19 protein-coding genes and 1 tRNA gene are annotated in these 25,264 nt (G+C 61.4%); 12 read left to right on the forward strand and 8 right to left on the reverse strand.

What is annotated here, in order from left to right:
* The first annotated feature begins 37 nt into the window (after positions 1 to 37).
* The 4 genes from L6762_RS00630 to L6762_RS00645 all read left to right on the forward strand — a co-directional run bounded on the left by L6762_RS00630 (position 38) and on the right by L6762_RS00645 (position 4,576).
* Positions 38 to 1,903: an ABC transporter ATP-binding protein gene (locus L6762_RS00630; RefSeq protein WP_237185085.1), complete on the forward strand. Its 1,866-nt coding sequence runs from the start codon at positions 38 to 40 to the stop codon at positions 1,901 to 1,903.
* 67 nt (positions 1,904 to 1,970) lie between these two features.
* On the forward strand, positions 1,971 to 3,728 hold the full coding sequence (locus L6762_RS00635) for an ABC transporter ATP-binding protein (protein WP_237185274.1): 1,758 nt from the start codon (positions 1,971 to 1,973) through the stop codon (positions 3,726 to 3,728).
* Between the two features lie 65 nt (positions 3,729 to 3,793).
* Positions 3,794 to 3,870: transfer RNA gene (locus L6762_RS00640), tRNA-Pro, on the forward strand.
* 145 nt (positions 3,871 to 4,015) lie between these two features.
* Complete coding sequence (locus L6762_RS00645; protein ID WP_237185086.1) at positions 4,016 to 4,576, forward strand: NADPH-dependent FMN reductase; 561 nt, start codon at positions 4,016 to 4,018, stop codon at positions 4,574 to 4,576.
* Positions 4,577 to 4,683: 107 nt separating this feature from the next.
* On the opposite strand, the gene L6762_RS00650 is transcribed toward L6762_RS00645, so the two are convergent.
* On the reverse strand, positions 4,684 to 6,837 hold the full coding sequence (locus L6762_RS00650; protein WP_237185087.1) for an MMPL family transporter: 2,154 nt from the start codon (positions 6,835 to 6,837) through the stop codon (positions 4,684 to 4,686).
* Between the two features lie 9 nt (positions 6,838 to 6,846).
* A complete protein-coding gene (locus tag L6762_RS00655; RefSeq protein WP_237185088.1) occupies positions 6,847 to 7,860 on the reverse strand; it encodes a hypothetical protein in 1,014 nt (337 codons plus the stop codon).
* Between the two features lie 114 nt (positions 7,861 to 7,974).
* Here L6762_RS00655 and L6762_RS00660 point away from each other — a divergent pair, with 114 nt between their 5' ends.
* A complete protein-coding gene (locus L6762_RS00660) occupies positions 7,975 to 9,336 on the forward strand; it encodes a cation:proton antiporter (RefSeq protein ID WP_237185089.1) in 1,362 nt (453 codons plus the stop codon).
* 78 nt (positions 9,337 to 9,414) lie between these two features.
* On the opposite strand, the gene L6762_RS00665 is transcribed toward L6762_RS00660, so the two are convergent.
* Genes L6762_RS00665 through L6762_RS00675 form a run of 3 tightly spaced genes read right to left on the reverse strand, consistent with a single transcriptional unit; the run spans position 9,415 to position 12,483 of the window.
* A complete protein-coding gene (locus tag L6762_RS00665) occupies positions 9,415 to 10,056 on the reverse strand; it encodes a LutC/YkgG family protein (RefSeq protein WP_237185090.1) in 642 nt (213 codons plus the stop codon).
* Positions 10,056 to 11,681, reverse strand: coding sequence for a LutB/LldF family L-lactate oxidation iron-sulfur protein (locus tag L6762_RS00670; protein ID WP_237185091.1), 1,626 nt, complete (start codon positions 11,679 to 11,681; stop codon positions 10,056 to 10,058). The genes L6762_RS00665 and L6762_RS00670 overlap by 1 nt, the downstream gene beginning before the upstream one ends.
* 4 nt (positions 11,682 to 11,685) lie before the next feature.
* Positions 11,686 to 12,483 carry a (Fe-S)-binding protein gene (locus tag L6762_RS00675; protein ID WP_237185092.1) on the reverse strand — a complete coding sequence of 266 codons (798 nt, stop codon included), beginning with the start codon at positions 12,481 to 12,483 and terminating at the stop codon, positions 11,686 to 11,688.
* A gap of 517 nt (positions 12,484 to 13,000) precedes the next feature.
* Between L6762_RS00675 and L6762_RS00680 the strand changes: the two genes are divergently transcribed.
* Both L6762_RS00680 and L6762_RS00685 read left to right on the forward strand, forming a co-directional pair.
* Positions 13,001 to 14,695 (forward strand): L-lactate permease, encoded by a 1,695-nt coding sequence (locus tag L6762_RS00680; protein WP_237185093.1) that lies wholly within the window; start codon positions 13,001 to 13,003, stop codon positions 14,693 to 14,695.
* Between the two features lie 124 nt (positions 14,696 to 14,819).
* Positions 14,820 to 15,578 (forward strand): FadR/GntR family transcriptional regulator, encoded by a 759-nt coding sequence (locus L6762_RS00685; RefSeq protein WP_237185094.1) that lies wholly within the window; start codon positions 14,820 to 14,822, stop codon positions 15,576 to 15,578.
* Here the strand turns inward: L6762_RS00685 and L6762_RS00690 are convergent.
* The 3 genes from L6762_RS00690 to L6762_RS00700 form a co-directional block, all read right to left on the reverse strand.
* Complete coding sequence (locus L6762_RS00690) at positions 15,575 to 16,501, reverse strand: phosphoribosylaminoimidazolesuccinocarboxamide synthase (RefSeq protein WP_237185095.1); 927 nt, start codon at positions 16,499 to 16,501, stop codon at positions 15,575 to 15,577. The genes L6762_RS00685 and L6762_RS00690 overlap by 4 nt on opposite strands.
* 85 nt (positions 16,502 to 16,586) lie before the next feature.
* Positions 16,587 to 17,867: a phosphoribosylamine--glycine ligase gene (gene purD / locus L6762_RS00695; protein ID WP_237185096.1), complete on the reverse strand. Its 1,281-nt coding sequence runs from the start codon at positions 17,865 to 17,867 to the stop codon at positions 16,587 to 16,589.
* Between the two features lie 176 nt (positions 17,868 to 18,043).
* A complete protein-coding gene (locus L6762_RS00700; RefSeq protein WP_237185097.1) occupies positions 18,044 to 18,388 on the reverse strand; it encodes an endonuclease domain-containing protein in 345 nt (114 codons plus the stop codon).
* Positions 18,389 to 19,478: 1,090 nt separating this feature from the next.
* On the opposite strand from L6762_RS00700, the gene L6762_RS00705 reads away from it, so the two are divergent.
* The 5 genes from L6762_RS00705 (at position 19,479) to L6762_RS00725 (ending at position 25,224) form a co-directional block, all read left to right on the forward strand.
* Complete coding sequence (locus L6762_RS00705) at positions 19,479 to 20,186, forward strand: TetR/AcrR family transcriptional regulator (protein ID WP_237185098.1); 708 nt, start codon at positions 19,479 to 19,481, stop codon at positions 20,184 to 20,186.
* Positions 20,187 to 20,224: 38 nt separating this feature from the next.
* Entirely contained in the window at positions 20,225 to 23,254 is a 3,030-nt protein-coding gene (locus L6762_RS00710) for an MMPL family transporter (protein ID WP_237185099.1), read from the forward strand.
* 149 nt (positions 23,255 to 23,403) lie between these two features.
* Positions 23,404 to 24,402 (forward strand): asparaginase, encoded by a 999-nt coding sequence (locus tag L6762_RS00715; RefSeq protein ID WP_237185100.1) that lies wholly within the window; start codon positions 23,404 to 23,406, stop codon positions 24,400 to 24,402.
* A complete protein-coding gene (locus tag L6762_RS00720; RefSeq protein ID WP_135012526.1) occupies positions 24,402 to 24,797 on the forward strand; it encodes a sterol carrier family protein in 396 nt (131 codons plus the stop codon). The genes L6762_RS00715 and L6762_RS00720 overlap by 1 nt, the downstream gene beginning before the upstream one ends.
* A 55-nt stretch (positions 24,798 to 24,852) precedes the next feature.
* A complete protein-coding gene (locus L6762_RS00725; protein ID WP_237185101.1) occupies positions 24,853 to 25,224 on the forward strand; it encodes a hypothetical protein in 372 nt (123 codons plus the stop codon).
* The last annotated feature ends 40 nt before the right edge of the window (positions 25,225 to 25,264 follow it).

Consider the following 25,264-nt stretch of genomic DNA (forward strand, 5'->3'; position numbering starts at 1 on the left):
TGGTTTTTGCAGGAATGCAAATGTAAGATAGATTACTATGGCTTCTCGACTACTGCGCGTCTCCCCCATACCAACCCCTCCCCCTGTGCCACCCGGTGCCCGCACCGAGCAGGACATCACCCTCTGGCAGTACTCCCGCCCCATTCGCGTCCGCTGGGTCTGCGGTCTTTTCGTGGCACTCACCGCCGCTATCATCGCTATCTCTATTCCCCAGGTGCTGGGCTGGATTGTCGATGCCATGCTCACCGACCAGCCCACGGTGGGAGCAGTCTGGGCGGGCGGTGCCCTGGTATTTGCCCTGGGTCTGGCTCAGTCAGCCCTTTTCTTCCTGCGCAGGCAGCTGGTTATTGAGCCTGCCAGCACGGTTGAGAACACCATGCGCATTGACCTTTTTGACCGCCTGCTGCGTTTCCCCGTGGCCTTCCATGACCGCTGGCCCTCAGGTCAGCTGCTCACCCGAGCCATGAGCGACCTGGGCACCATTCGCCGCTGGACAGCCTTCGGCCTGATCCAAATTATTACCGTGGCCGTCCAGGTAACCGTCGGCAGTTTCTACATGTTTACCGGCTCCTGGCAGCTGGGTCTGATCTTCCTGGCCAGCATGCCGCTGACCCTCTTCTGCGTCTGGCGATTTGTGCTGACCTTCCGCACCCTGACCCGCAAGGCCCAAGAACGTACCGGCGACCTGGCAACAACCGTCGAAGAATCGGTGCAGGGCTTACGCGTGCTCAAGGCCCTGGGGCGCGGCCCGCACGCCCTGGCGGGGTTCAGGGCAGAGTCCCTAGAGTTGCTTGACCTTGAAGTTGCGCGCGGTAGGGCTATGGGCCGGGTCCGTATGCAGAGCACCTTCATCAGCGGGGCCTCCCTCTGCATAGCCCTGCTCTGGGGCCTGCACCTGGTGAGCACCGGCGTCATGACTGTCGGCGCCCTCACCAGCTATTTCGCCACCGCCACCATCCTCTTCACCCAGGTGGAGCGCTCGGGCATGCTGATTTCTATGTACCTGGCGTCGAGCGTTTCAATGGACCGCCACCGCCAGGTCATGGTGGGCGCGGCCGGTGAAGATATCGACATTCTGCCCGCCCACCGCGAGCGCCCCGAGGCGGCAGCTGCCCGCCTCGATTTTAAGGACGTCACCTTCAGCTACGGGGAGCAGGAGCAGCAGGTGCTCACCGGCTTTTCTGTGCAGGTGCAGCCGGGGGAGATTATTGCCCTGGTGGGCTCAACCGGGTCGGGCAAGTCTACCGTCCTGCAGCTGGTGCAAAGACTGTATGAGCCCACCTCAGGCAGTATCAGCTTGAACGGCCGAGATATTGCCTCTTTGCCTCTGCCGGAGCTCCGCTCCCAGGTGTCAATCGCTTTCGAAGACCCCCTGCTATTCTCAACCAGCGTGCGGGAGAACGTCCTGCTGGGGGTTGACCGTAGCGGGCTCAGCCCCGACCAGGAAGATGCCCTACTCCACCGGGCCCTGACCATAGCGGCTGCCGACTATGTCTACCAGCTTCCGCAGGGGCTGGACACCGTGATTGGTGAAGAGGGCATGAGTCTTTCAGGGGGGCAGCGTCAGCGCCTCTCGCTGGCCCGCGCTATTGCTGCGGCCCCGGCCGTCCTGCTGCTGGATGACCCCCTCTCGGCTCTCGATGTGACCACCGAAGAAAAGGTGGTGGGCCTGCTCAAACAGGAGCTGACCGAAACCACCACCCTGCTCACAGCCCACCGGCCCTCTACGGTGGCCCTGGCCGACAGGGTTGTGCTCTTGCAGCAGGGGCAGGTGGCAGCGGTGGGCACCCATACAGAGCTTCTGGATAACCCCGTCTACCGCGACCTCATGAGCACCGACACCACCATGCCTACCGCAGGGCAGGATGCCGGGGCTCCAGCCCACGAGAGCAAGGAGGGCTAGCACCGTGGCAGCACACAAGATTTCCGATGCCGAAGACAAGATCACCCTCAGCCGCGAAGAGGCCAAGATGGTGCGGCAGCGCTCGGTTGCCCTTCTGCTTGATGTCCTACGGCCGGTGCGGGGTCATTTGCTCTTCACGCTCTTCCTGGTCATCCTGGCAACCGCCCTGACCACCGCCATGCCCTGGCTGATTTCCACTGCCATTAACGATGCCCTGGAGCCTCTTCTCGCCGGGGACAGCAGCTATGCCATCACCCTAGCTGCCCTCTATGTAGCTGCAGCGGTCGTGGCCGGCTTAGCGACCTACACCAACATTCTGCTCACCTACAAGATTTCCCAAAAGGTGCTCTTTGACCTGCGCCAGCGTATGTTTGAGCACGCCCAAAAACTCTCGGTAGGCTTCCACGACACCTACACCTCGGGCCGTGTAATCTCCCGCCTCACCAGCGACCTCGATACGATTCGGCAGTTCCTCGACTCGGGGCTTTCTGAGCTTGCAGCCATGCTGCTCTCCATCTCCTTTACCATCGTGGCCCTCTGCCTCATGGACTGGCGAGCTGGCCTCGCCCTACTGGTGATGATGCTCCCCGTCGCCTGGCTCACTGCCTGGTTCCGCCGCGAATCTGAGCTGGCCTACCGGGCCCAGCGGGTGGCGTCCGCCCGCATCATCTCCCGCTTTGCCGAGACCTTCACAGGCCTACGCGCCGTCAAGGCCTTCCGCGCCGAGGCAAGCTCGCGCGCAGCCTACGCGGACGCTGCCGAGGACTACCGGGTGCGGGTTATGCAGTCCATCAAGGTGCACGGCACCTACATGCCAGCCCTTCAAGCCCTGGGCAACACCTTTGTTGCCATTGTGCTCGTCATCGGTGGCTACTCCATTCTGGGCGGGGCCATGCAGGCCGGAACCCTGCTAGCCCTGGTCATCTACGCCAACCGGGTCTTTGAACCTATCTTCATGCTCTCGGACTACTACAACATGTTCCAGTCAGCGGTCTCTGCCCTCGAAAAAGTCTCAGGCTTTCTCGCTGAAGAGCCTGAGGTAGCCGAGCCCGAGCGTCCGGCCCATCGAACCGCTCCCGCAAGCGGCCACCTGATCTTTGACGAGGTTGAGTTTGAGTACGTCGAAGGACGCCCCACCCTGCACCGTCTGAATCTCGACATCCCTGCCGGGCAGCGCCTAGCCCTGGTGGGCGAAACCGGCGCCGGTAAATCAACCATCGCCAAACTCATTGCCCGGTTCTACGATGTCACCCACGGGCAGCTCACCCTCGACGGGGTAGACCTGCGTGACCTATCCGATGAGCAGCTGCGCCGTGAGGTCGTCATGGTCACCCAGGAGGCCTACCTCTTCAAGGGCACCGTGGCCGACAATATCCGCCTGGGCAACCCGGCCGCCAGCGATGAAGAGGTGTTCGAGGCTGCCCGCAAGGTCGGGGCCTACGATTTCATCACCGGCCTACCCCAGGGTTTCAATACCAACCTTTCTAAGCGCGGTGGGCGGGTCTCTGCGGGCCAGCGTCAGCTCATTTCCTTTGCCCGGGCCTTCCTGGCCGACCCGGCCGTCCTAATTCTCGATGAAGCCACCGCCTCCCTCGATATTCCCACCGAAAAGCTGGTACAGCAGGGGCTTGAGTCCCTGCTGGCGGGGCGCACCTCTGTGGCGATTGCGCACCGCCTCTCCACGGTCCTTACCGCCGACCGGGTGCTGGTAGTGTCGGACGGACGCGTGGTGGAGGACGGCTCCCCCGCCGCCCTGGTCGAGGCCGGCGGACGCTTTGCCGCCATGGCCCGGGCCTGGGAAGAGAACAACAGTACCGAGGGCTAAATCGGGGTGATTTGGCAGGCTTAAGACCACCGCGCTATACTTGAGAGGTTGTTATACGCAACAATCGGGATGTGGCGCAGCTTGGTAGCGCGCGTCGTTCGGGACGACGAGGCCGCAGGTTCAAATCCTGTCATCCCGACCAAGCATAACCGCCCCTGGTTCTAGCCGGGGGCGGTTTTTTGTTGCCCGCTTTTGCCCCCATAGGGTCACACAGCGTCATAAATACTTGCATTGTAAAGTTTATAGGGTGTAGTCTAAAGAAAAATGCAAATGTGAAAGGAAAACCAGTGTCACAGAAAGTTCTCGTTATCTCAGGCTCTGACCGCGACGGCTCCTTCAACACCCAGCTGGCAGAGCAGCTCGTTGAAGCCCTTGAAAACGAAGGGCAGAGCGCCGAGGTCTACGACTTCTCAGCTGTCCCCCTGCTCAGCCAGAACTCCGAGTTCCCCGCCCCCGCTTCCGTCGAGAAGCTGCGCGCCGACATCGCTAACGCGGCCGGCCTGATTCTGGTCTCCCCCGAGTACAACGGCTCCTACCCTGCCCGTCTCAAGAACCTGATTGACTGGGCCTCACGCGCCGTCATCGCGGGTGACAACACCACCCCCACCGTTCTCAACGGCAAGAAGGTCGGTGTAGCTTCGGTTGCTAACTCAACCTACGGCAAGTTTGTGCGCGAGAACCTGCGCAATCTGGTTCCCTACGTCCGCGCTGACCTGATGGAGGGCGAGGGCCTGGGCATCCGTATTCCCGGTGAAGCCTGGGGCACCGGCAAGCTGGAGCTAGAAGAAGAGCAGCAGAAGAACGTTGATCAGTTCGTGGCTGACTACCTCAAGTTCCTGGCAGCCTAAGCCAGCTCAACTCAAGACATTGGGGCCTCCCTGTACAGCAGGGAGGCCCCTTCTTTATGGGCCTGGCAGGTGGCTTCACCCGGCCAGATAGGCTCTGTGCTAAGGCCTTAGCGGGAGAGCTTTGAAGGCCACCAGATTTTCTTGCCGATATCTTCAACGAGTGCCGGTATGAGCAGGGCTCGCACTACAGTGGCATCGAGTAGCACGCCGAAGGCAACGATGAAGGCGAGCTGGGCTAGGAAAATCAGCGGGATAACGCCCAGGGCTGCGAAGGTGGCCGCCAGAACGATACCGGCTGAGGTGATCACACCGCCTGTTGCTACCAGGGCTGTGCGCAGGCCGCTCTTAGTACCCCGATGCAGGGCTTCTTCTCTCACGCGGGTCATCAGGAAGATGGTGTAGTCAATACCCAGAGCGACGAGGAAGACGAACCCGTAGAGGGGCACGGTGGGGTCAGCACCGGGGAAATTGAAAACGTGGTTGAAGACCAAGGCTGAGACGCCGAGAGCGGTGAGATAAGACAGCACCGTGGCAGCCACCAGCATCAGCGGTGCCAGAATTGAGCGCAGCAGAACCATCAGAATCAGGGTGATAACGACCAGCACTACCGGGATAATCAGGGCCCGGTCGCGCTGGGCGCTGTCGATGGTATCGAGGTCAGACGCGGTGGTTCCACCCACCAGGGATCCGGGAGCTGCGTTGGCCAGGCTCTCGCGCATCTGGCGCACGGTCTCTTCTGCCTGCGGCGAGTCGGCGGGGTCAGCCAGGGTCACCTGGAGCATGACGCGCCCCTCAACTTCAGTGGGGGCAATACCGGCAAAAATCGGCGGCACTGACTCAGCGGACGCCCCCACCGGCACGGTGCCAGCAGGCGAGTCTTGGGCAACCGCGGCAATGGAGCTCACCCCATCGAGCCCGTCAAGGGCAGCCACTGCGGTATCTTGCTCAGCAGCAGGCACAATTACATTTGCCGGGGAGCCTGAGCCACCGGGGAAGTGTTCAGCCAGCACGTTCTGGCCATCCCGTGCCTGAGACTGCCCCAGCACCAGGTCAGATTGGCGCACCCCATTGGCCTGGAAAGTCGCAGAAAAGCCGGCGAAGATAGCCAGCACCAGAGCCGTAACCAGCCAGACTGTGCGGGGCTTGCCCGACACGAAAGCCGCAATTTTTGCCCAGAAGCCGGCTGAGGCGTCCTTAACCTCAGCGGAATAGCGAGGACGGGCAGGCCAGAAGGCTACCCTGCCCAGCAGGGCCAGGACGGCGGGCAGGAAGGTCAGCGAGGCCAGCATAGACAGCACGATGCCGGTAGCTGCCACGGGTCCCAGGGCCTTGTTCGACGACAGCTCAGAGAGTAGCAGACACAGCAGGCCCGCAATCACCGTACCGCCGGAGGCCAGAATCGGCTCAAGGGACCCGCGCCAGGCAGCCCGGGTAGCGTCCCAGCGCGAAACGTACTGGGTGAGGGCTTCGCGATAGCGGGCTACATAGAGCAGGGAGTAGTCGGTTGCAGCACCAACCACTAGAATCAGCAGGATTCCCTGCACCTGACCGTTAATCATCACCCAGCCGGCATTCGCCATATGCCAGATAACGAAGATAGCACCCGAGAGGGCAACCATCGAGCTGGTCAGCACGATGATGGGCAGCAGGGGTGAGCGGTAGACCACCAGCAGAATCACAAAGACCACAATGAGGGCAACTGCCAGCAGGATGCCGTCGATACCGCCAAATGCCTCAACCAGGTCGGCCGAGAAGCCAGCCGGGCCGGTCACGTAGCCGGTGAGGCCGTCGGGGGCCTGGGCTATCTCTGCCCGGATAGCGTCAACGACCTCTCGGGTTTCGAGGTCGGTGGAGATAGGGAGAATGAGCTCGGCCGCCCGGCCGTCCTCTGAGTAAATCACGGGTGAGCTTTCACCGGTGAAGGCTCCGGACGCCGCCAGCTGGTCGGTCAGGCCCTCCAGGTAGGTCTGGTGGGAGTCAGTGAGGGAGCCGTCGGCTTCAAAGACGAGAATAGCGGGCACCGCGTCGGTACCCAGGAAATCGCCCTGCTGCTCTACCACCTGGGTAGATTCAGCGGACGCCGGCAGGAAGTCGGTCTGGGAATTGGTCGAGACCTCGGAGATTTTTCCGAAGTAGGGCCCGCCGATACCCGCCACAGCAAGCCAGGTAAGGGTCAATAGGACGGCAAGAGCAACCCGCACCCAGGTGCGTGAAGAGGAACCGGCCCTGATAGAGCCGGTTTCCGAAGAAGAAGTATGCATACTGAGAGTTTACCCCCTGCCAGAGACCCAGGCTAAGGGAGTCTCAAGCGGGCCGCGCCGCAAGAAGGTCTGCCCAAGCAGGCGCTGCCAGGCCCAGGCAAAGAGCAGGGCACCCAGAATCAGGCCGAACATCATGGCCCAGGAGTTATCGGAGGCAGGCAGGCCGTAGGCCGGGGCGTAGTTAGCGTACAGGGCCAGCACGGCAATCTGGAGCACGTAGAGGGAAAGGGTCATACGCCCGGCTCCCACCAGGGCACCGGCCAGGTGCTCCCGCCCAGCTAGAGCGCGCGCCAGCAGGCAGCACCAGCCCACGGTCGCCAGGCAGGCTGCCAGGCTAAAGGCAATCTCAAGCCGGCTGGAGGTGTAGGGAAGGAACTCAGCCACAGCAAAGCGGGAGTACCAGAAGAGGCCACCGGTAGCCAGGCTACCTAACAGGGCCAGAGCCACATCGCCCCACACGCCCCAGCGCTCAATCAGGGAAGCAATCACAGCCCCCACGCAGGCATAGGTGAGCAGAGTGAAGACCTGATAGTTATGGCCGGTGAACATCCACTCGTAGAGGTAGGCAGTGTAGCTGCCGTCGAGAGATGCCTGCATAGCCTGGGGCTGGAAGTAGGTCCGGGCGGACGCCGCAAACCACCAGCTGCCCGCAGCCAGGAGGGCCAGGGCCCAGGAGGGTAGGAAGACAAGAGGGGCCATGAGCAGGCTCAATACCCCCAGGTACTCCAGCACGATATCGACCTGGGCGCCCCAGGTACCGATGTAGAGCCCCACAGCAACCAGGGCGATAGCTCGCACCACCGAGGAGGCGAAGAGGGCGGGGAAGCTCATACGCTGAGACGAAAAGAGGGCACCTGCCCCCAAGAGGAAGGCAAAGAGCGGGGTGGCCAAGAACTCGCTGAGATTTAGGACATCCCTGGGGCCACTGACTGGAGCACAGTATGCAATAAACATGCTGATCAGGGCAGCACAGCGAGCCAGGTCAATACCGATAACACGGCCTGCGGTTTTTAGGTCGGTCACGCAATACTCCTCAATAAATACCTGCTTTAGCCTAACACTGCCCCGCCACCCTGCGTGGGCAGGGGCACCCATGGCACACTGGTTAGGTTGCCCCTCACCTCTTTGAAAGTCACTATGAGCACCCACTCCACCGACGTCGTCCTTCTGGCCGCCGGTTCTTCGGCGACCAGCGAGTATGTTTCTATCTTCTGGATAGCTGCCGCTGCCCTACTGGCGCCCCTGGCGTCCGCCCTGGTGAAGAAGAAAATCCCTGATGTTGTCTTCCTGATTATCTTCGGCGTACTCATTGGCCCGCAGGTGCTAGGGTTTGCCAGCACCGACGGCGGGGTTGCCCTGGTCAAAGATCTGGGGCTAGGGTTGCTCTTTTTGCTGGCTGGTTACGAAATTAACGCCGGAGCCCTGCGCGGACGCCAGGGGGCTTTCGCTGTGGGCTCCTGGCTGGTGAGCTTCACCCTCGGCCTGGTTCTAGCGATGAGCCTCTCCCAGTTTTCGGGTACTTTCTCTACCTACGCGGTCATCGGTATTGCCCTGAGTTCTACCGCCCTGGGCACCCTGCTGCCCCTGCTCAAAAGCCACGGTAAGGCGGGCACGAAAGTCGGTGACGGGGTGATGGTGCACGGGGCTATCGGTGAGCTGCTCCCTATCTTTGCGATGTCCCTGCTGCTCTCATCGCATGCCCCCTGGGTTGCGGTGCTGATTCTGCTGGCCTTTATGGTCATTGCTGTCATTTCAGCGGTTGTACCCCACCGCCTCTTTGAGCATATTCCTGGCCTGCGCCGCACCATGGCAGCTGAGGCTAACACCACCAGCCAGACCATGCTCCGCCTGGCTATGTTCCTTCTGGCTACCCTCATGATGGTCGCCGCGGTCTTTGAGCTCGATGTGGTGCTCGGCGCTTTTGCTGCCGGCATCATCCTGCGCTCCCTTACCCCCGATGGTGCCTTTGAGCCCTTCTCCAAGCGTCTTGAGGCCCTGGGCTTTTCCTTCCTCATTCCCCTCTTCTTCGTGAGCTCGGGTATGGGCATCAAGGTGTCGGTCATCTGGGAGCAGCCGCTGCTTCTTGCCGGTATTGTGCTCGGTATTCTGGTGGTGCGCGGCCTGCCGGTCTTTACCGCTGAAAAGTTCTTCGATACCGGTTCGGGGCTCACCACCGTGCAGGAAAAGCTCCAGCTGGGGCTCTACTCTGCGGCGGGCCTGCCCATCATTGTGGCTGTCACCGAGGTGGCGCTGGCCAACGACCTGCTTAGCGAACAGAACGCTTCCCTGCTGGTGGCAGGTGGGGCGCTGACCGTCCTTCTCTTCCCCCTGTGGGCCTCGGCCATCGGGGCTGTGGGGCGTAAGGACGCCGATTCCCACCCGGATGCCTCTGGCGGCTCAAGCTCACGGCAGCGCCGCAGCGCTAAGAAACTAGAGCGGGCCGCCGCGGTGCGGGCGGCAACGGGCGCTCTTCCCGTCATCAAGCGTCCGAATTCCTAGCTCCCCCTTGGAGTACCCAGCAAAAGGGCCCCCTTGCCTGAGCAAGGGGGCCCTTTCTATCGCAGAGCGGGTATCAGCCTACTTAAGGATGATGACGTCCAGGGTACGGGGGCCGTGCACACCTTCAACGCGGATCAGCTCGATGTCTGAGGTCGCTGAGGGGCCTGAGATCCAGGTGATGGGCTTGTCGAAGTTCAGACGAGCCACGGTCTCGGGGATCAGCTCCACGATGGTGTCCACGGGAACCACGCAGATGTGGTGGTCGGGCACCAGGGTGATGGCGCGGCGGCCTTCGGTCTCGGCGCTGTTGAGGGCGATGGTGCCGGTTTCAGCGCAGGAGACGGTTGAAGAGGTAACAACCGCGTCGATAGCGTCGAGTTCACGCACGGAGAGGGCTCCGGGCTTGTTGGCGTTGCCGGAGTCAACCACGCGGGAGCGGGCTGCGGTGTCTTCGGGCAGCCACTCGGTCTTGAGGCCGGTGGGCACCACGTAGCGGGAGGACTTGCCGAGCAGCTCACCCACGCGGGCGGCGATGGTCTCTTCGGTCTCGTGGTAGACGTTAGCCTTGTAGTCGATCAGGCGGTCGACCAGCATCTCGATGATTTCCTCGGCGCCCTTGTCGCTTTCGCGGCGGTAGGCGCGGACGGGCTCAGCCGGCTGGGGGTTGTCCCAGAGGGAGGCGCGGATGCGGCCCAGGATTTCTGCTTTTGCATCAGACATTAGTTGGCCTCCTTGGGGGCGATGGGGTTAGCGGTCTCAGCGTTGGCGTGGGCCTCGGCAATCTTGGCCTGGTTGGCGGCAATAATGGCCTGCAGGTCAACGCGTTCGCCGCCTACACGCTTGGGGGCGGAGCCGCGCTCCTTCTTCCACTCGTTACGGAAGGAGGTCTTGGGGGGTGCCGGGATATCGCGGTATTCGGTCCAGCCGCCGACGATACCGGGCAGCTTGGTGATCTTACCCTTCTTGCCGGTAATCAGCTTGGAGGCGGGCAGGCCCTTGGTGGCCAGGGCCATGAGGGCACCTGAGCTGAAGAGCTTCTTGGCACCGAACATCATGGCGTCCATCTGCACGTGGCGTTCCTTCTTGCCACCTGCGAACTCACCCTGAGCCTTTTCGTGATCAACGGCCTTGCCGCGCAGGTGAACCAGCACGTCGGGGATGTTGATCTTGACGGGGCAGGCTTCGTAGCAGGCGCCGCAGAGGGAGGACGCGTAGGGCAGGGTGGAGTTGTACTGGTTCTCGATACCGCCCAGCTGGGGGGAGAGAATTGCGCCGATGGGGCCGGGGTAGGTAGAGCCGTAGGCATGGCCGCCTGCGCGTTCGTAGACGGGGCAGACGTTCATGCAGGCTGAACAGCGGATGCAGTGCAGGGCCTGGCGGCCAACCTGGTCGGCCAGGGCTGCGGTGCGGCCGTTGTCCATCAGGATGACGTGCAGGTTCTGGGGGCCGTCACCGGGGGTTACACCGGTCCACATGGAGGTGTAGGGGTTCATGCGCTCACCGGTGGACGAGCGGGGCAGCAGCTGGGTGAAGACCTCGAGGTCCTGCAGGGTCGGCAGCAGCTTTTCGATGCCCATGAAGGTGATGAGGGTATCGGGCAGGGTCAGGCACATACGGCCGTTACCCTCAGACTCAACGATGGTCATGGTGCCGGTTTCGGCGATACCGAAGTTGACGCCTGAGATGGCGACCTTGTTGGTCAGGAACTTCTCGCGCAGGCGGAAGCGAGAGGCTTCTGCCAGCTCTGCCGGGTCGTTGGTGAGGTTGGGGTTGACGCCCTCAATCTTCTTGAGGAAGATGTCGCGGATCTCGGTGCGGTTGCGGTGAATTGCGGGCACCAGGATGTGGGAGGGGCGGTCGTTGTCGCCCAGCTGGACGATTTCTTCTGCCAGGTCGGTTTCAATAGCGTGGATGCCGTGCTCTTCGAGGAACTCGTTGAGGCCGGTTTCGGCGGTGGCCATTGACTTAATCTTGTTGACCTCGGTGACGCCTTCAGCCTGGATCAGCTTGAGGGCGATTTCGTTGGCCTCGTGGGCATCGCGGGCCCAGTGTACGTGGCCGCCGCGGGCGGTGAAGTTCTTTTCGAACTCTTCGAGGTAGGTGTCGAGGTTGGCCATGACCTTCTGCTTGATCATGGAACCTGCGGTACGCAGATCCTGCCAGTCGGGCAGTTCTGAGATGACGGCGGCGCGCTTGTTACGGATCTTGTGGGTAGCAAAGCCCAGGTTGGCGCGCAGCTGCTCGTTCTGGAGTTCCTTCTCTGCGTATTCGGGGAAGGGCTCGAATTCGAAGATGTTGCCGACGCCGTGGCGGACCTTGGGCATGCCGAGTGCGGTGGTTGACATGGCTTTACTTACCTCCTGCGGTAACAGCTACGGGGCCGGTGACCTTGAGCGGGTTTTCCTTGGTGGATGCAAGAATCTCGGCGAAGTGTACGGTCTGTATGGGTGAGTTCTTGCGGGAGAGAGCGCCACCGATGTTCATCAGGCAGGATGAGTCGCCGCCGGTGCAGACCGATGCGCCGGTTGCTTCGATGTTCTCTACCTTGTCGGCAACCATGGCGCCGGAGGTGTCTGCGTTCTTGAAGGAGAAGGTTCCGCCGAAGCCGCAGCACTGGTCAAGGCCGTCAATCTGGGTGTATTCCAGACCGCCCACAGTGCGAATCAGGTCTTCCTGGCGGGTGCCCAGACCTAGCAGGCGCATACCGTGGCAGGAGGAGTGGTAGGTGACCTTCTCGGGGAAGTAGGAGCCCAGCTGTTCTGCTGCGTTGGTGATACCGCAGACGTCGATGAGGAACTGGGAGAGCTCGAAGGAGCGGGCAGCCAGTGAGGCGGCAGCGCGGGCGATGGCGTCGTCGCCTGCTCGTTCTGCGATCATGGGCTGCTGGTGGCCGAGGGAGGCGACACAGGAGCCTGAGGGCGCAACGATCGCGTCGAAGTCCCATTCTTCAAAGGCCTGTACGTGGGTTTTGACGATGGGGTAAGCGTCGTCGAAGTAGCCCGAGTTGACGTGCATCTGGGAGCAGCAGGTCTGGCCCTGCGGGAAGACGACCTCGTGGCCGAGACGCTCCAGGATGTCAACGGTAGCCTTAGCTACCTTGGGGTACATTGCGTCGACGATGCACGTTGAAAACAGTGCGACACGCATGTTGGTTCTCTCTTCTTCTGTGCGGCATGGGTAGCCCGCGTCTTCCTCACCGGTTCAGGGGCGCGGACGCCGGTGGCCGGGTGGGAGAGGAAGGGCGGGCGGGGTGCCTGTTAGATTCTTTTCCTACTCCCTCATTTAACACGATGGGGTCGGCATTTCGATACTTTAAATAGGGCATATTTTCTTATGCAAATAACCTAACGGTCTGACCACATAAAGAAAGCTGAAAGAACCCCGCTCCCCCGCCGCGGGCGTCCGCACACCCCAAGAACCACACAAGCAGGCGCATGCCAACACAAGAGCGCACCCAAAAACCCCGAAAACCCCACAAAACCACAGGGACGAAAAAAATACCGCAAATAGATGCGGCTACAGCTTGGCGAAGGTGAACCACCTCATGTAACGTAGACCTCGAAAAACAATGGTCTGACCACAGGAGGTTAGGCCTCATATTTTTTGGCTCAGCGCCCCACAGATGTGACGCCCAGCCATACCACACATCACTAAGGAGAATACGGTGGAAAATACCTATACCGCTGTAACCGACGCCGTAGGAGGAAGCCTCGCGCTCAGCGCCCTGGTCTCCACCCTGCCGCTGTTGGCATTCTTTATCATGCTGCTCGGCCTCAAGGCCCGCGCCCACGTCGCCGGCCTGGTCTCCCTGCTGGTCGCCCTGCTCGTTGCCATCTTCGGTTTCGGCATGCCCTGGGATCTCGCCGGCATGTCCGCCTTCCGCGGCGGCATCTACGGCCTCTTCCCCATCGTCTGGGTTATCCTCATGGCCATCTGGTTCTACCAGGTCACCGTACTCTCCGGCCGCTTTGAAGACCTGCGCCGCACCTTCGACCTCATCGGCGGCGGCGACCTGCGCATTCAGGCCATCCTCATCGCCTTCTGCTTCGGCGGTCTGCTCGAAGCCCTGGCAGGTTTCGGTGCCCCCGTTGCTATTACCGCAACCATGATTCTGGCCCTGGGCGTCAAGCCCCTCAAGGCTGCCACCACCGTCCTGATCGCCAACACCGCTCCCGTAGCCTTCGGCGCCGTCGCTATCCCCATCACCACCGCCGGTGAAGTGGGCGGCAAGGACGCCACCGTCATCGCAGCCCTCGTTGGTCACCAGGCCCCCTTCATCGCCTTCTTCGTGCCCTTCATCCTGCTCTGGATCCTCGACGGCGTCAAGGGCCTCAAGGACGCCTGGATGCACGCAGCCGTCATCGGTGCCTCCTTCTCTATCGCCCAGTGGTGGGCCTCTGCGCACTTCGTCTACCAGCTCACCGACGTCGTAGCCTGCATCGTCTCCATCGCAGCAGCCGTTGTCTTCATGCGTTTCGTCAAGCCCCGCGGCGTTGAAGGCGTCCGCGAACGCTACGGCATCACCGCCCCCCTCGAAGTTGAGCACCTGCCCGGCCGCCGCATCTGGATGGCCCTTATGCCCTACCTGGTCGTTGTCATCATCTTCGGTGTCGCCAACCTCTACACCCCCCTGGTCAACTGGATGAAGACCACCGTTGCCGAGTTCGATATGCCTCTACTCTCTGAACGTCTGCTCAAGGCGGACGGCACCGCAGTAGACACCGTCTACAAGTGGGCATGGCTCAACAACCCCGGTACCTACCTGCTGATCTCCGGCATCCTGGTCGCCATCCTCTACGCCATCTTCAACGAAAACGGCAAGTACAAGCTCTCCATGGGCGACGCCTTCAAGGAAATCGGCGCCGTAGCCTACAAGATGCGCTGGTCAGCTGTCACCATCGCCCTGGTCCTGGCCCTGGCCTTCGTCATGAACTACTCCGGCCAGACCGTTGCCATCGGTGAATACGTCGCCTCCCTCGGCGTAGCCTACGCCTTCCTGGCACCCGTCCTCGGCTGGGTCGGCACCGCCGTCACCGGCTCCGACACCTCAGCCAACGCCCTCTTCTCCAAGCTCCAGGTGACCGCCGCTGAGCACCTGCAAGAAGGCGGCATGACCGGTGCCCACCCCGAACTCATGCTGGCAGCCAACACCACCGGTGGTGTGGTCGGCAAGATGATTTCACCCCAGTCCCTCGCCATCGCCGCCACCTCGGTCAACATGGAAGGCAAGGAGTCCGAAATCTTCAAGGCAGTTCTCGGCTGGTCCTTCATCCTGCTGCTGGCCGTCTGTGCCCTGGTCTTCCTCCAGGCCACCGTCCTCTCCGGCCTTCTGGTTGAGCCCTACCTCACCGGCCACTAATCACAGGTTCACACCTATGAGCTAGGCACACAAAGGGCGGTGCAGTCCCACGTAACATACGTTGGAACTGCACCGCCCTTACCTATACCTTGTCTATGTACCTACCCCATCTGAAAGACAGCGCGTGAAAGAAAAAGAGCCCACCTATACCGCCCTGCTCGAGTCCATCGAACACCGGTTGCGCCACGGCCAGCTGCGCATCGGCGACCGTCTGCCCGGTGAACGCTCCCTGGCAGAGGAATACGGCATCTCACGGGCCTCGGTGCGCGAAGCCCTGCGCATTCTCTCCGCGGTGGGCCTCATTCGGTCGGGGGTGGGCTCAGGCCCCAAGGCCGGCGCTGTCGTGGTCTCAGAGCCCTCAGACGCCCTGGGCTGGGCCCTGCGCATGCACATCGCCACCCGCACCCTGCCGGTCGCAGATATCGTGAGCACCCGCGTCCTGCTCGAAGGTGAAGCCGCCGCCCGGGCAGCCGATGTAGCCCAGAAACCCGAACATGCCGCGTCCCTAGCAACCGCCCGGCAGTACCTCGACGAAATGGATCACGCAGATATTAGCGACGACCGCTTCCACTTCTGCGATACCCGCTTCCACTACGAAATTTCCTCCCTCGGCGGCAACATCGTCATGGACACCGTCATTGACTCCCTGCACCTAGCAACCGTAGGCTACGTGCAGGAAGCCGTGCCCTACCTCGACGATTGGGAAGCAACCAAACGGGAACTCCAGGAGCAGCACCGGGCCATCTACGCGGCGGTTATTGCCGGAGATGCAGAACGTGCCCAGCGAACAGTCGCTGAGCACATTCGTTGGTTCTACGCCCTTTCAGAAATCGGGGCCGCCCACTACGAGTACCACCAGAAGGTACGCGATACGCAGGTCTAAGCCTCGAACTTCTGCCCGGTCAAACGCTCGTAGGCCTCAACGTAGCGGGCACGGGTCTTCTCCACAACCTCAGCGGGAAGCTCAGGCACGGGGCCGGTGCCGTCCCAGCCCGACTCCTCGCTCTTGAGCCAGTCGCGCACGTACTGCTTATCAAAGGACGCCTGGGCACGGCCGGGCTCGTAGTCATCGGCATCCCAGAAACGCGACGAATCGGGGGTCAGCACCTCATCGCCCAGGGTGATTTCACCGCGGTAGGAGTCGGTACCGAACTCAATCTTGGTGTCGGCCAGAATGATGCCGCGCTCACGCGCAATCTTCTCAGCGGTCTCGTAGACATAGAGAGTCAGTTCCTGCAGACGGTCAGCGATAGCCTCTCCCACCTCAGCGTCGAGCTCTTCACGGGTAATGGGCTCGTCGTGCTCACCCACCTCTGCCTTGCCGGTGGGTGTGAAGAGGGCAGGTTCCAGGCGGGATCCATCTACCAGACCGGCGGGCAGCTCAAACTCGTTGACCTTACCGGTCTTACGGTAAGAAGCCAGGCCGGAGCCGGTCAGGTAACCGCGTACAATGCACTCAACAGGGAACATGTTCAGAGACTTACAGATCATGGCGCGGCCAGCCACCACCTCGGGCACGTCGGTAGACAGCACATGGTTGGGCACACCCTTGAGCTGCTCAAACCACCAGAGGGACATCTGGGTCAGAATCTTGCCCTTATCGGGAATCTCGGTGGGAAGCACCTGGTCAAAGGCACTGATACGGTCGGTGGCAACCACCATCACGGAGCCGGCACGCAGTTCGGCGTCGTCCTTCACGTTCAGGCCGGTGACGTCCTGAGTGTCCTCGTCGGGGATGTAGAGGTCACGGACCTTGCCGGAATACACGTGCTTCCAGCCGGGAATATCTACGGGGGTATGGCTCATGATTTTCTCCTGGGGGTGTGCAGGTGGGCTGTGAGGTGATAGAAAAGTGACTGCCCACGCGGGTGCGGTGGGCAGTCACAGGAGGTTAGTTCTGGGTGGGGATCTGAATGCGATTCTCGGCGGCAGCGAGCGCAATGTCTGAACGGTACTGGGCACCCTTCCAGGCAATGTCGCGCACGCCGGCGTAGGCAGCCTCGCGGGCTTCGGTGAGGTTCTCGCCCAGGGCGACAACAGTCAGCACACGGCCGCCGGCGGTGACGATCTCTTCACCGTCGAGGGCGGTTCCTGCGTGGTCAACATGAACGCTCTCGCGCTGGTTAGCGGCGTCCAGGCCGGTGATGGCGTCACCCTTGCGGGGAGTATCGGGGTAGTTCTCTGCTGCCATGACCACGTCAACGGCGGTGCGGGGGTCCCAGTCAAGAGCAAGGTCGGTGGGCAGTTCACCCTTGGCCGCTGCCAGAAGGACGCCGCCGAGCGGGGTGCGCAGGCGGGCCAGCACAGCCTGGGTTTCGGGGTCACCAAAGCGGGCGTTGAATTCGATCACGCGGATGCCGCGGGAGGTAGCTGCCAGACCACAGTAGAGCACGCCCACAAAGGGGGTACCGCGGCGCGCCATTTCGTCAACGGTGGGCTGAGCTACGCGCTCAATGACCTCTTCGACGAAGCCTTCGGGCAGCCAGGGCAGGGGGGTGTAGGCGCCCATGCCACCGGTGTTGGGGCCTTCATCATTATCGAAGATACGCTTGAAGTCCTGGGCGGGCGAGAGGGGCAGGCAGGTGCTACCGTCTGAGATAACGAAGAGGGAGACCTCGGGGCCATCGAGGTATTCTTCGATGACCACGGTGCCACCGGCGGCGAAGCAGGCTTCGGCGTGGGCCAGGGCAGCGTCGAAGTCTTCGGTGACCACAACACCCTTACCGGCGGCCAGGCCGTCGTCCTTAACCACGTAGGGGGCGCCAAAGGTAGAAAGGGCAGCTTCTGCTTCTTCACGGTTGGTGGCAACCTTGGCCATGGCGGTGGGTACATTGGCGCTGGCCATGACCTCCTTGGCAAAAGCCTTGGAGCCCTCAAGCAGGGCCGCAGGCTTAGAGGGGCCAAAAACGGGGAAGCCCGCATCGCGCAGGGTATCTGAAACACCGGCTACAAGGGGCGCTTCGGGGCCGATGACAACCAGGTCTGCAGCCAGTTCGGTAGCTAGTGCCAGGGCCTCTTCGGGGTTATTCGCGTCAATAGCGTGGACGGGCACGTCTTGGGCGATACCCGCGTTGCCGGGGGCTGAATGCACCTCGGTAACGGCTGGATCTTTCAGGAGTGCTCGGATAATTGCGTGTTCACGACCGCCGGGGCCCAGTACCAAAACCTTCATTCTTTTAGGCTACCGGCAAGGTCACGATTTGATGAAGTTTTTACCGCAGTTTGAGCGGTTTTTGCGGGAGATTTCTGCGGACGCCCGCCCCGGCTCACATACCTTTCCGCATTTATTCTGATTTACCCGCAACTAGTTGCGGGGTTTTCAGAATAAATGCGGAGAGGTCTCGATAATCACTGTTCCAACTTCCTCACTCCACCACGTATGAGGCGCTGAATTACGACCCGCGGCCTGTTCATAAGGTCGTCCCAGGTGGCCCGAACGACCGTCCACCCCGCAAGTTCAAGCGAACGCTGCCGCAGAGCGTCCCTACGCAACTGCTCCTCAGGTGAGCGGTAGGCGCCGTAGTACTTGTGTAGGCCATCGACTTCTAAAAGAAGTTTCAAAGACTCCCAGGCAAAATCTGCGCGGTGCACTCGACCGTCGTGCGTCCAAATTTCTAGCTGCTGACGAGGGCGTTCAAGCTTGGACTGTACGATTCTGAGCATTGCCAGGGATTCAAGAGGTGACTCGGTCAAAGCGCTCATCGACTCAGCGATGAGGGAAAAGCTTCCCGTTCGATAGCCGCTAGAGCTTGCGAGGTGGGCATACACATCGCGGTAAGGCACATGCGCATGATGCAGAAAATAATCTGTAATCGCCAAGGCCTGAACCGCCGGTAAAGATCGGGCGCAATCAAGGATAGTCGTGAGCGGGTCCGTGACCGGAAAACCAGCTACAATCTGGGCCGCCTCACACACTTCTGACCGGGCGCTATGGTACCTGACCTGGCTATGGTGCCGATGGTTAGAACGCGGAAGAGACAACTCAACCTTTGCAGGCAACCTAAAGAGCGGAGCGCCCCACATGAGAGCAGCAGAAGCATGACTGAGCACCGCCTGCCGATGAGACATCGCGAGCGCTATTGTCACAGCGATACACCGCTCTTCGGGCGTGAACTGCCGACCTTCTGCCGCTGAGATATAGACACCCCGCGTCAGCCGAATCAGCTCACCCCGCCGGTGCATAGCACCAATGAGGTTTTTACTCACTCCTTCCAGATTGAGCTGTTGAGATGTTTTGACTTTTGAGGCAACCCGTTCGATTCTGTCGTGCATGAGACTACTGTGGCAAAGCAGCCAGGGGCACTCAAGTAGCATTTTTAAATCTGTGGATAACCCGCGTTATCCCTTATCAAGACATGCTTCTATCATGTGGATAAAACCGCAACAGAAGGTCACAGTTGGAACCGCCCCCTTATGCGCCCCACGGAGCCACTACCCAACCGCTCAAGCAGAAGCCGCCACGGGCGTCCGCGCCGCGCCCAGCTATCGCACCACCCCGCCCGACTCGCGCGGCCCACCCGACTCGCGCGGCCCACCCGACTCGCGCGGCCCGCTATCTCCCCGCACTTATTCTGATTTACCCGCAACTAGTTGCGGGATTTTCAGAATAAATGCGGAAAGTTTGCCCGGTCGCACCTAACTCTCCACCCGCACTACCCCCACACCCGTCCACCCGCACTAATCCACCACTCCACGTCCTCACTAGCCCACACTCATCCGCTCGTGCCTAACCCCACACCCCAACTATTTGCAGTTTCTGCAATATTGCAGTTACTGTAAATATATGCTGAAAAACATCCCCCCTCCGGACCGGCGCAGGGCACGCTCAACGGCCTCCAAACAAAAAATCGCCGCAGCAGCCGAACACATCGTGCTCACCAGCGGACGGGCAGGTCTCACCGCCTCAGCTCTGGCCGAGCAGGCAGGGGTTTCAGAACGCACCGTCTTCAACCACTTCAAAAAGCTCGAAGACGCCCTCACCTACCAGCTGTCTACCCACCTGGAACCCTGCATCGACGAGCCTCCCCTGCCCCAGAACCTACCGGCAGAAGAGCTCCCCCGCGCTCTCGTTCAGCATTTCCACGACGCGATAGACAATCGTCGCTCGCAGCAAAGCATTATCCGGTTTATGACCTTGGCAGCAGCTCTTGGTCATGACGAATTTGAACTAGTAGCTAGAGAAGTCAGGCTGACCCTGGACGACATCGGCAACGCCTTTTTCAACGAGGTGAACCGGCTCTACCCAACGCTCTCCGTCAACCAGGTTTTAGCTTTAGGTTTGCTCGTTCACAACCTGATGACGGCCTACATGATTGGTTGGGTGCGCTTTGCCCAGGACGTTGACGACAGCATTTTTAAGGGCTTTTCTGTGCCATTCACTATCAAGCCCCATATGTTTGTTCCTTATATCCATGCCTACCTAGACCAGGTAGCCGCAGGCACCCCGGTATTTACCGCTGATGGCAGCGTTGCCGCAGGTCAGACCACCTAAGAGAAAACACAACTACGCGAAAGGGAAACCGGCAGACCATGTCTGAATTCCTCTACAAAGTCGGTAGCTTTGCAGCTCGCCGCGCCTGGGCCGTTATCGGTATCTGGGCGCTGGTCATTGCGCTAGCTGGCGGTGCTTATGCTTCCTTTAAAGGGGAGCTAACCGATTCCATCACTATTCCTGGCACCGAGGCGCAGCTGGTTCAGGAAGAGCTGACCGATACCTTCAACCTGAATCTCAATGCCGGTACCGGTTCTGCCATTGTGCAGACCGAGGACGGCTCACCCTTCACCGATGAGCAGAAGGCTGCTGTGGCGAGCGCCGTTGCTGAGACCGAGACCGTTGAGGGCGTTGACAGCGTCACCGACCCCTTTGCTGTAGCTCAGCAACTTGCGGACGGCCAGGCCCAGCTTGAGGCGGGTCAGGCTGAGTTGAGCGGGGGCAAGCAGCAGCTTGCGGACGGCCAGGCGCAGCTTGATGCTGCTAAGGCCCAGTTGGATTCGGGGCAGGCTGAGCTTGATTCCCGCAAGGCTGAGCTTGAGTCTGGTCAGCAGCAGCTCGATGAGGGCTATGCCCAGCTTGAGGACGCCCAGAATCAGCTGAACGAGGCCCGTAGCCGTCTTGAGGGTGAGGGTGCTCCACCGGAGGCTTTTGGTGAGCTTAACGGCCAGCAGGCCCAGCTGGACGCTCAGCGGGCTCAGCTGGATGCGACCGCTGAACAGCTCAACCAGGGTCGTGCCCAGCTCGATGAAGCCCAGGCTCAGCTTGACCAGGGGCGCAGCGACTACGAGGCCGGCCTGGCTCAGCTCGAAGAATCCCGTTCCCAGGTAGAGAGCGGTAAGAGCACCCTTGAGCAGAACGCTACCCTGTTGGAGATGTCCCAGAGCGGTGTTGCGATTTCTGAGGATAACTCCACCGCTATCGTGTCCGTTACCTTTGATGCGGAGACCGGTTCTATCCCGGCGGAAACTCTCGAAGAAACCCAGCAGAAGCTTGATGTACTGGCAGATAGCGGTCTGACCGTCACCTACGACCAGTTCATGCAGGGCGTTGAGCCCCATATGAATGTAACCGCGGAGATTATCGGTATCGGCATTGCCTTTATCGTTCTGCTTCTCATGCTGGGCACTCTGGTAGCTGCTGGCCTGCCGATTATTATGGCGCTTATCGGCGTGGGTACTTCTGCCTTGGCCGTCCTTTCGCTGTCTAGCCTTGTGGAGATGACCTCGACCACCCCCACCCTGGGCACCATGCTGGGTCTGGCTGTGGGTATCGACTACACCCTCTTCATTCTGAACCGCCATCGCACGAACCTGGCTAGGGGTATGGGCGTGAAGGAATCTATCGCCCTGGCAACCGGTACCTCTGGCGGCGCGGTCTTCTTCGCAGGCGCTACCGTCGTTATCGCCCTGCTGGGTCTGAACGTTGTGGGCATTCCCTTCCTGGGCGTTATGGGTAACGCCGGTGCCTTTGCGGTCGCCGTTGCTGTGGCAGTTGCTACCACCCTCTCTCCCGCGGTCATGTCTCTGCTGGGCGAGCGCATCCTGAGCAAGAAGCAGCGGGCGAAGATCGCGGCAGGTACACAGGCGGCCAGCGGGGACGACGCCCAGGCAGCTTCTACCCGAGCTGAGGCTAAGCGGGCGGCAGCTGACCACGAAGAAGCCCACCGCGGCTGGATTGGCCTGGTTCTCAAGAAGCCGATCGCTACCGTCGCAGCTGTAGTGCTTGCCCTGGGAGCTGTGGCTCTACCGGTGGCAGATATGCGTCTGGGTCTGCCCGCGGGCGACTCTCAGGCTACTGATTCAGCGGCCTATATTTCCTACACTACCGTCGCTGACAAGTTTGGTGAGGGCCAGAACGGCCCCATCGTGGTAGCAGCCCGCCTGCCCGAGGGAACCACCGAGGAACAGGCTAAGGCTCTGCAGGTTGAGGTGGGCCAGGATCTTCTGGATCAGAGCGACGTTTCAGCCGTCATTCCCGCCATGATCTCTGACGATAACTCCGCCCTGCTCTACCAGGTGATTCCCGACGAGGGCCCCAACGCCCAGTCAACCACCGACCTGGTGCACGCCCTGCGTGATATGACCGTCTCAACCGAGAACGGTGAGGTGACCTTCGGCGTCACCGGTCAGACCGCAATGGCCGTTGATATTGCCCAGAACCTGGCTGAGGTTCTGCCGGTGTACGTTGCGCTGGTCATGGGCCTGTCGTTGCTGGTTCTAATTCTGGTTTTCCGCTCCATTCTGGTACCGGTCACCGCAACCCTGGGCTTCCTCTTCTCCCTGCTGGCAGCCCTCGGTGCGACCACGGCTGTGTTCCAGTGGGGTTGGGCATCCGAGCTCTTCAATGTCTCAACCCCCGGCCCGCTGCTTGCCTTCCTGCCGATTCTGGCTGTGGGTATTCTCTTCGGCCTGGCCATGGACTACCAGCTCTTCCTGGTCTCGGGCATGCGAGAGGCCTACTCGCACGGTCGCGGGGCTAAGACCTCGGTTGTTGTGGGCTACCATCACGGTGCCCGCGTGGTCACCGCTGCGGCGCTGATTATGGCCGGTGTCTTTATCGGCTTCGTCTTCTCCGGTGACCCCATGATTGCCTCCATCGGCTTCGTGCTGGCGGTCGGTGTTCTGCTGGACGCCTTCGTCGTGCGTATGACCCTGATTTCGGCGCTCATGTACCTGCTGGGTGAAAAGGCCTGGTGGCTCCCCGCCTGGCTCGACCGCCTGCTCCCCGACCTGGACGTTGAGGGCACCAAGCTCGAAGCTCAGGCCCACGAGGAAGAGGCGGCCCCGGCACCTACTGAATCGCGGACGTCCGCCCCGGTGGAAGACGCTCGACACGAAGTGGCGGCCCCGGCACCCGCTCAGCAACCGGCGTCCGCGCCGGAGCATCCGGTCAGCCCCACCCAGGTTGTGGCGGTTGAGTCCACGCGTGCTCTGGCCCAGGCCGCTGTGGTTGCTGCCGACCAGGCCCTGGCAGCGGCAGACGAGGCCCAGGTTGAGGCGCAGCGAGCTGCCCGCGCGGCCCGCGAGGCGCTCAAGGCTCTTTCTGAGCAGCAGAAAGAGCAGTAGCGAGGACGCCGCACCCAGCTCATCTCGCACGGCCAGTCGGTAGATGCCCGCATTTATTCTGAAAAACCCGCAACTAGTTGCGGATGAATCAGAATAAGTGCGGGCATCGCTCGTTTCAGCGCTAGTGGCTACCCAGTAGACTGGTGGGCATGCAGACTTTTACCGCGCAGCAGGCAGCAGAGCTGGCAGTCGTCACCCGTGGTGACTTTATCGAGTCCCGCCATGTGGGGTCGCTGGTCGTACTGGCGCCCGACGGTTCTACCGCCCTGAGCCTGGGAGCCCCCGAGGCTCTGGTCTATGCCCGTTCGGCGCTCAAACCCTTGCAGGCTATTGCGTCGATGAACGCGGGGGCTGAGCTACAGGGGGCCCAGATTGCGCTAGCTGCCGGTTCCCATACCGGTTCTTTTGAGCATATGAAGGTTGCCCAGTCGGTGCTGGCTGAGGCAGGGCTGACCGCTGATGCCCTGCTCTGCCCACCGGCCTGGCCTGCTGATGAGCCCAGTTACCACGCCCTGGTAAGGGCCGGCCACGACAAGCAGCGTCTGGCTTTTAACTGTTCCGGTAAGCACGCGGCCTTTCTGTGGGGCTGTGTGAAGTCGGGCTGGTCGACAGATAACTACACCGACCCGCACCACCCCCTGCAGGAGCTGGTACTTCGGACTATTGAGGAGTTCACGGGTGAAACTCCCCAGCATGTGACTGTCGATGGCTGCGGTGCCCCTGTTGCTGCTACCTCGCTGGTGGGCCTTGCCCGGGCCTATTCCACCCTGGGCTCGGCGGTTGAGAACATCAGAGCTGATGCCCGCGCAGCCACCGTCGCAACGGCCATGGTGGACTACCCCGAGTACGTCCACGCCACCGGCGGCTCCGATACGGTGCTGGCTGAGACCCTCGACGCTGTGGTCAAGCGCGGGGCTGAGGGCGTGCTGGCTATTGGGTTGCGCTCTGGCGCATCGGTGGCGCTGAAGATGCTTGACGGCTCTAACAGGGCTGCTTCCCTGGTGGCGGTGCGGGCGCTCCAGGCCGCCGGTTTTCTTGAGGGCGGGGTCGCTGACCGCGCGGTTACAGCCACGACTTTCCCCATCACCGGTGGCGGGCAGCCAGTGGGTTCTATCGAGCCCGGTGCGGCTTTTGAGGGGCTGCTCTAATGGCGATTCGCCGCAAGATTACCGAGGCGGACGGCCTCGCCGCCCTTGCCCAGGTACGGCAGGTTTTTGAGGGTACAGAGGGTGAGGACGCCCGCGCGGCGGCTTTTGCTGCCCTGCCCCGGGGCGTGCGGGCGGCGTCCGTCCGTTTTCTACTCGAGGAGCTGGCGACCCTTGCCCCGGGGAATTCTGTGGAGGTGCGGGTACCGCCCATGGGGGTGACCCAGTGTATTGCCGGGCCGCGGCATACCCGCGGCACCCCGCCCAACGTTGTTGAAACCGATCCGCTGACCTGGTGCGCCATTGCGCTGGGTTATGCCAGCTGGCAGAGTGCTGCCCCCGCGATTTCGGCGTCCGGGCTAAGGGCAGATCTGAGCGATTATCTGCCGCTACTCTAGCCCCGGTGCTCGTTTACGCCTCACTACCTGCGGCTTCTTGATAAGGTTGATAGCTATGAGCATCCTGTCGAGATTCCGTCACCCTACCGAACCTGCTGCTCCCCTCACCGAGGCTGAGAAGCAGGCAGCCCCCGGCCAGCATTTTGCGCCGGTATCCGCGCCTGACCGTGCCAACCTGACGGTACGCCGAGCCCCCTCCCTACCGGCCTTTGCTATCACCGGCCTGCTCATCGGCCTCATTGTGGCTTTTGTTGTGACCGCCCTCGGCCCGGAAAACCCCAACTATACTTTCGGTGCAATCTACGGCGTGATGGCCGTTATCTTCGGGGCCCTCTGCACCGCCGCCGCCATCGTAGTAGCCCTGCTCCTCGATAAGCGCTCAGCCAAGCGCACCACCACCTACCGCGCTGTCAGCCAGCAAGACTAAATCAAGCCCACCCGTGAGCAGAAACGTTCACACGGTGGGC

It is taken from the genome of Rothia nasimurium (assembly GCF_928381705.1).
GTDB lineage: Bacteria > Actinomycetota > Actinomycetes > Actinomycetales > Micrococcaceae > Rothia > Rothia nasimurium_G.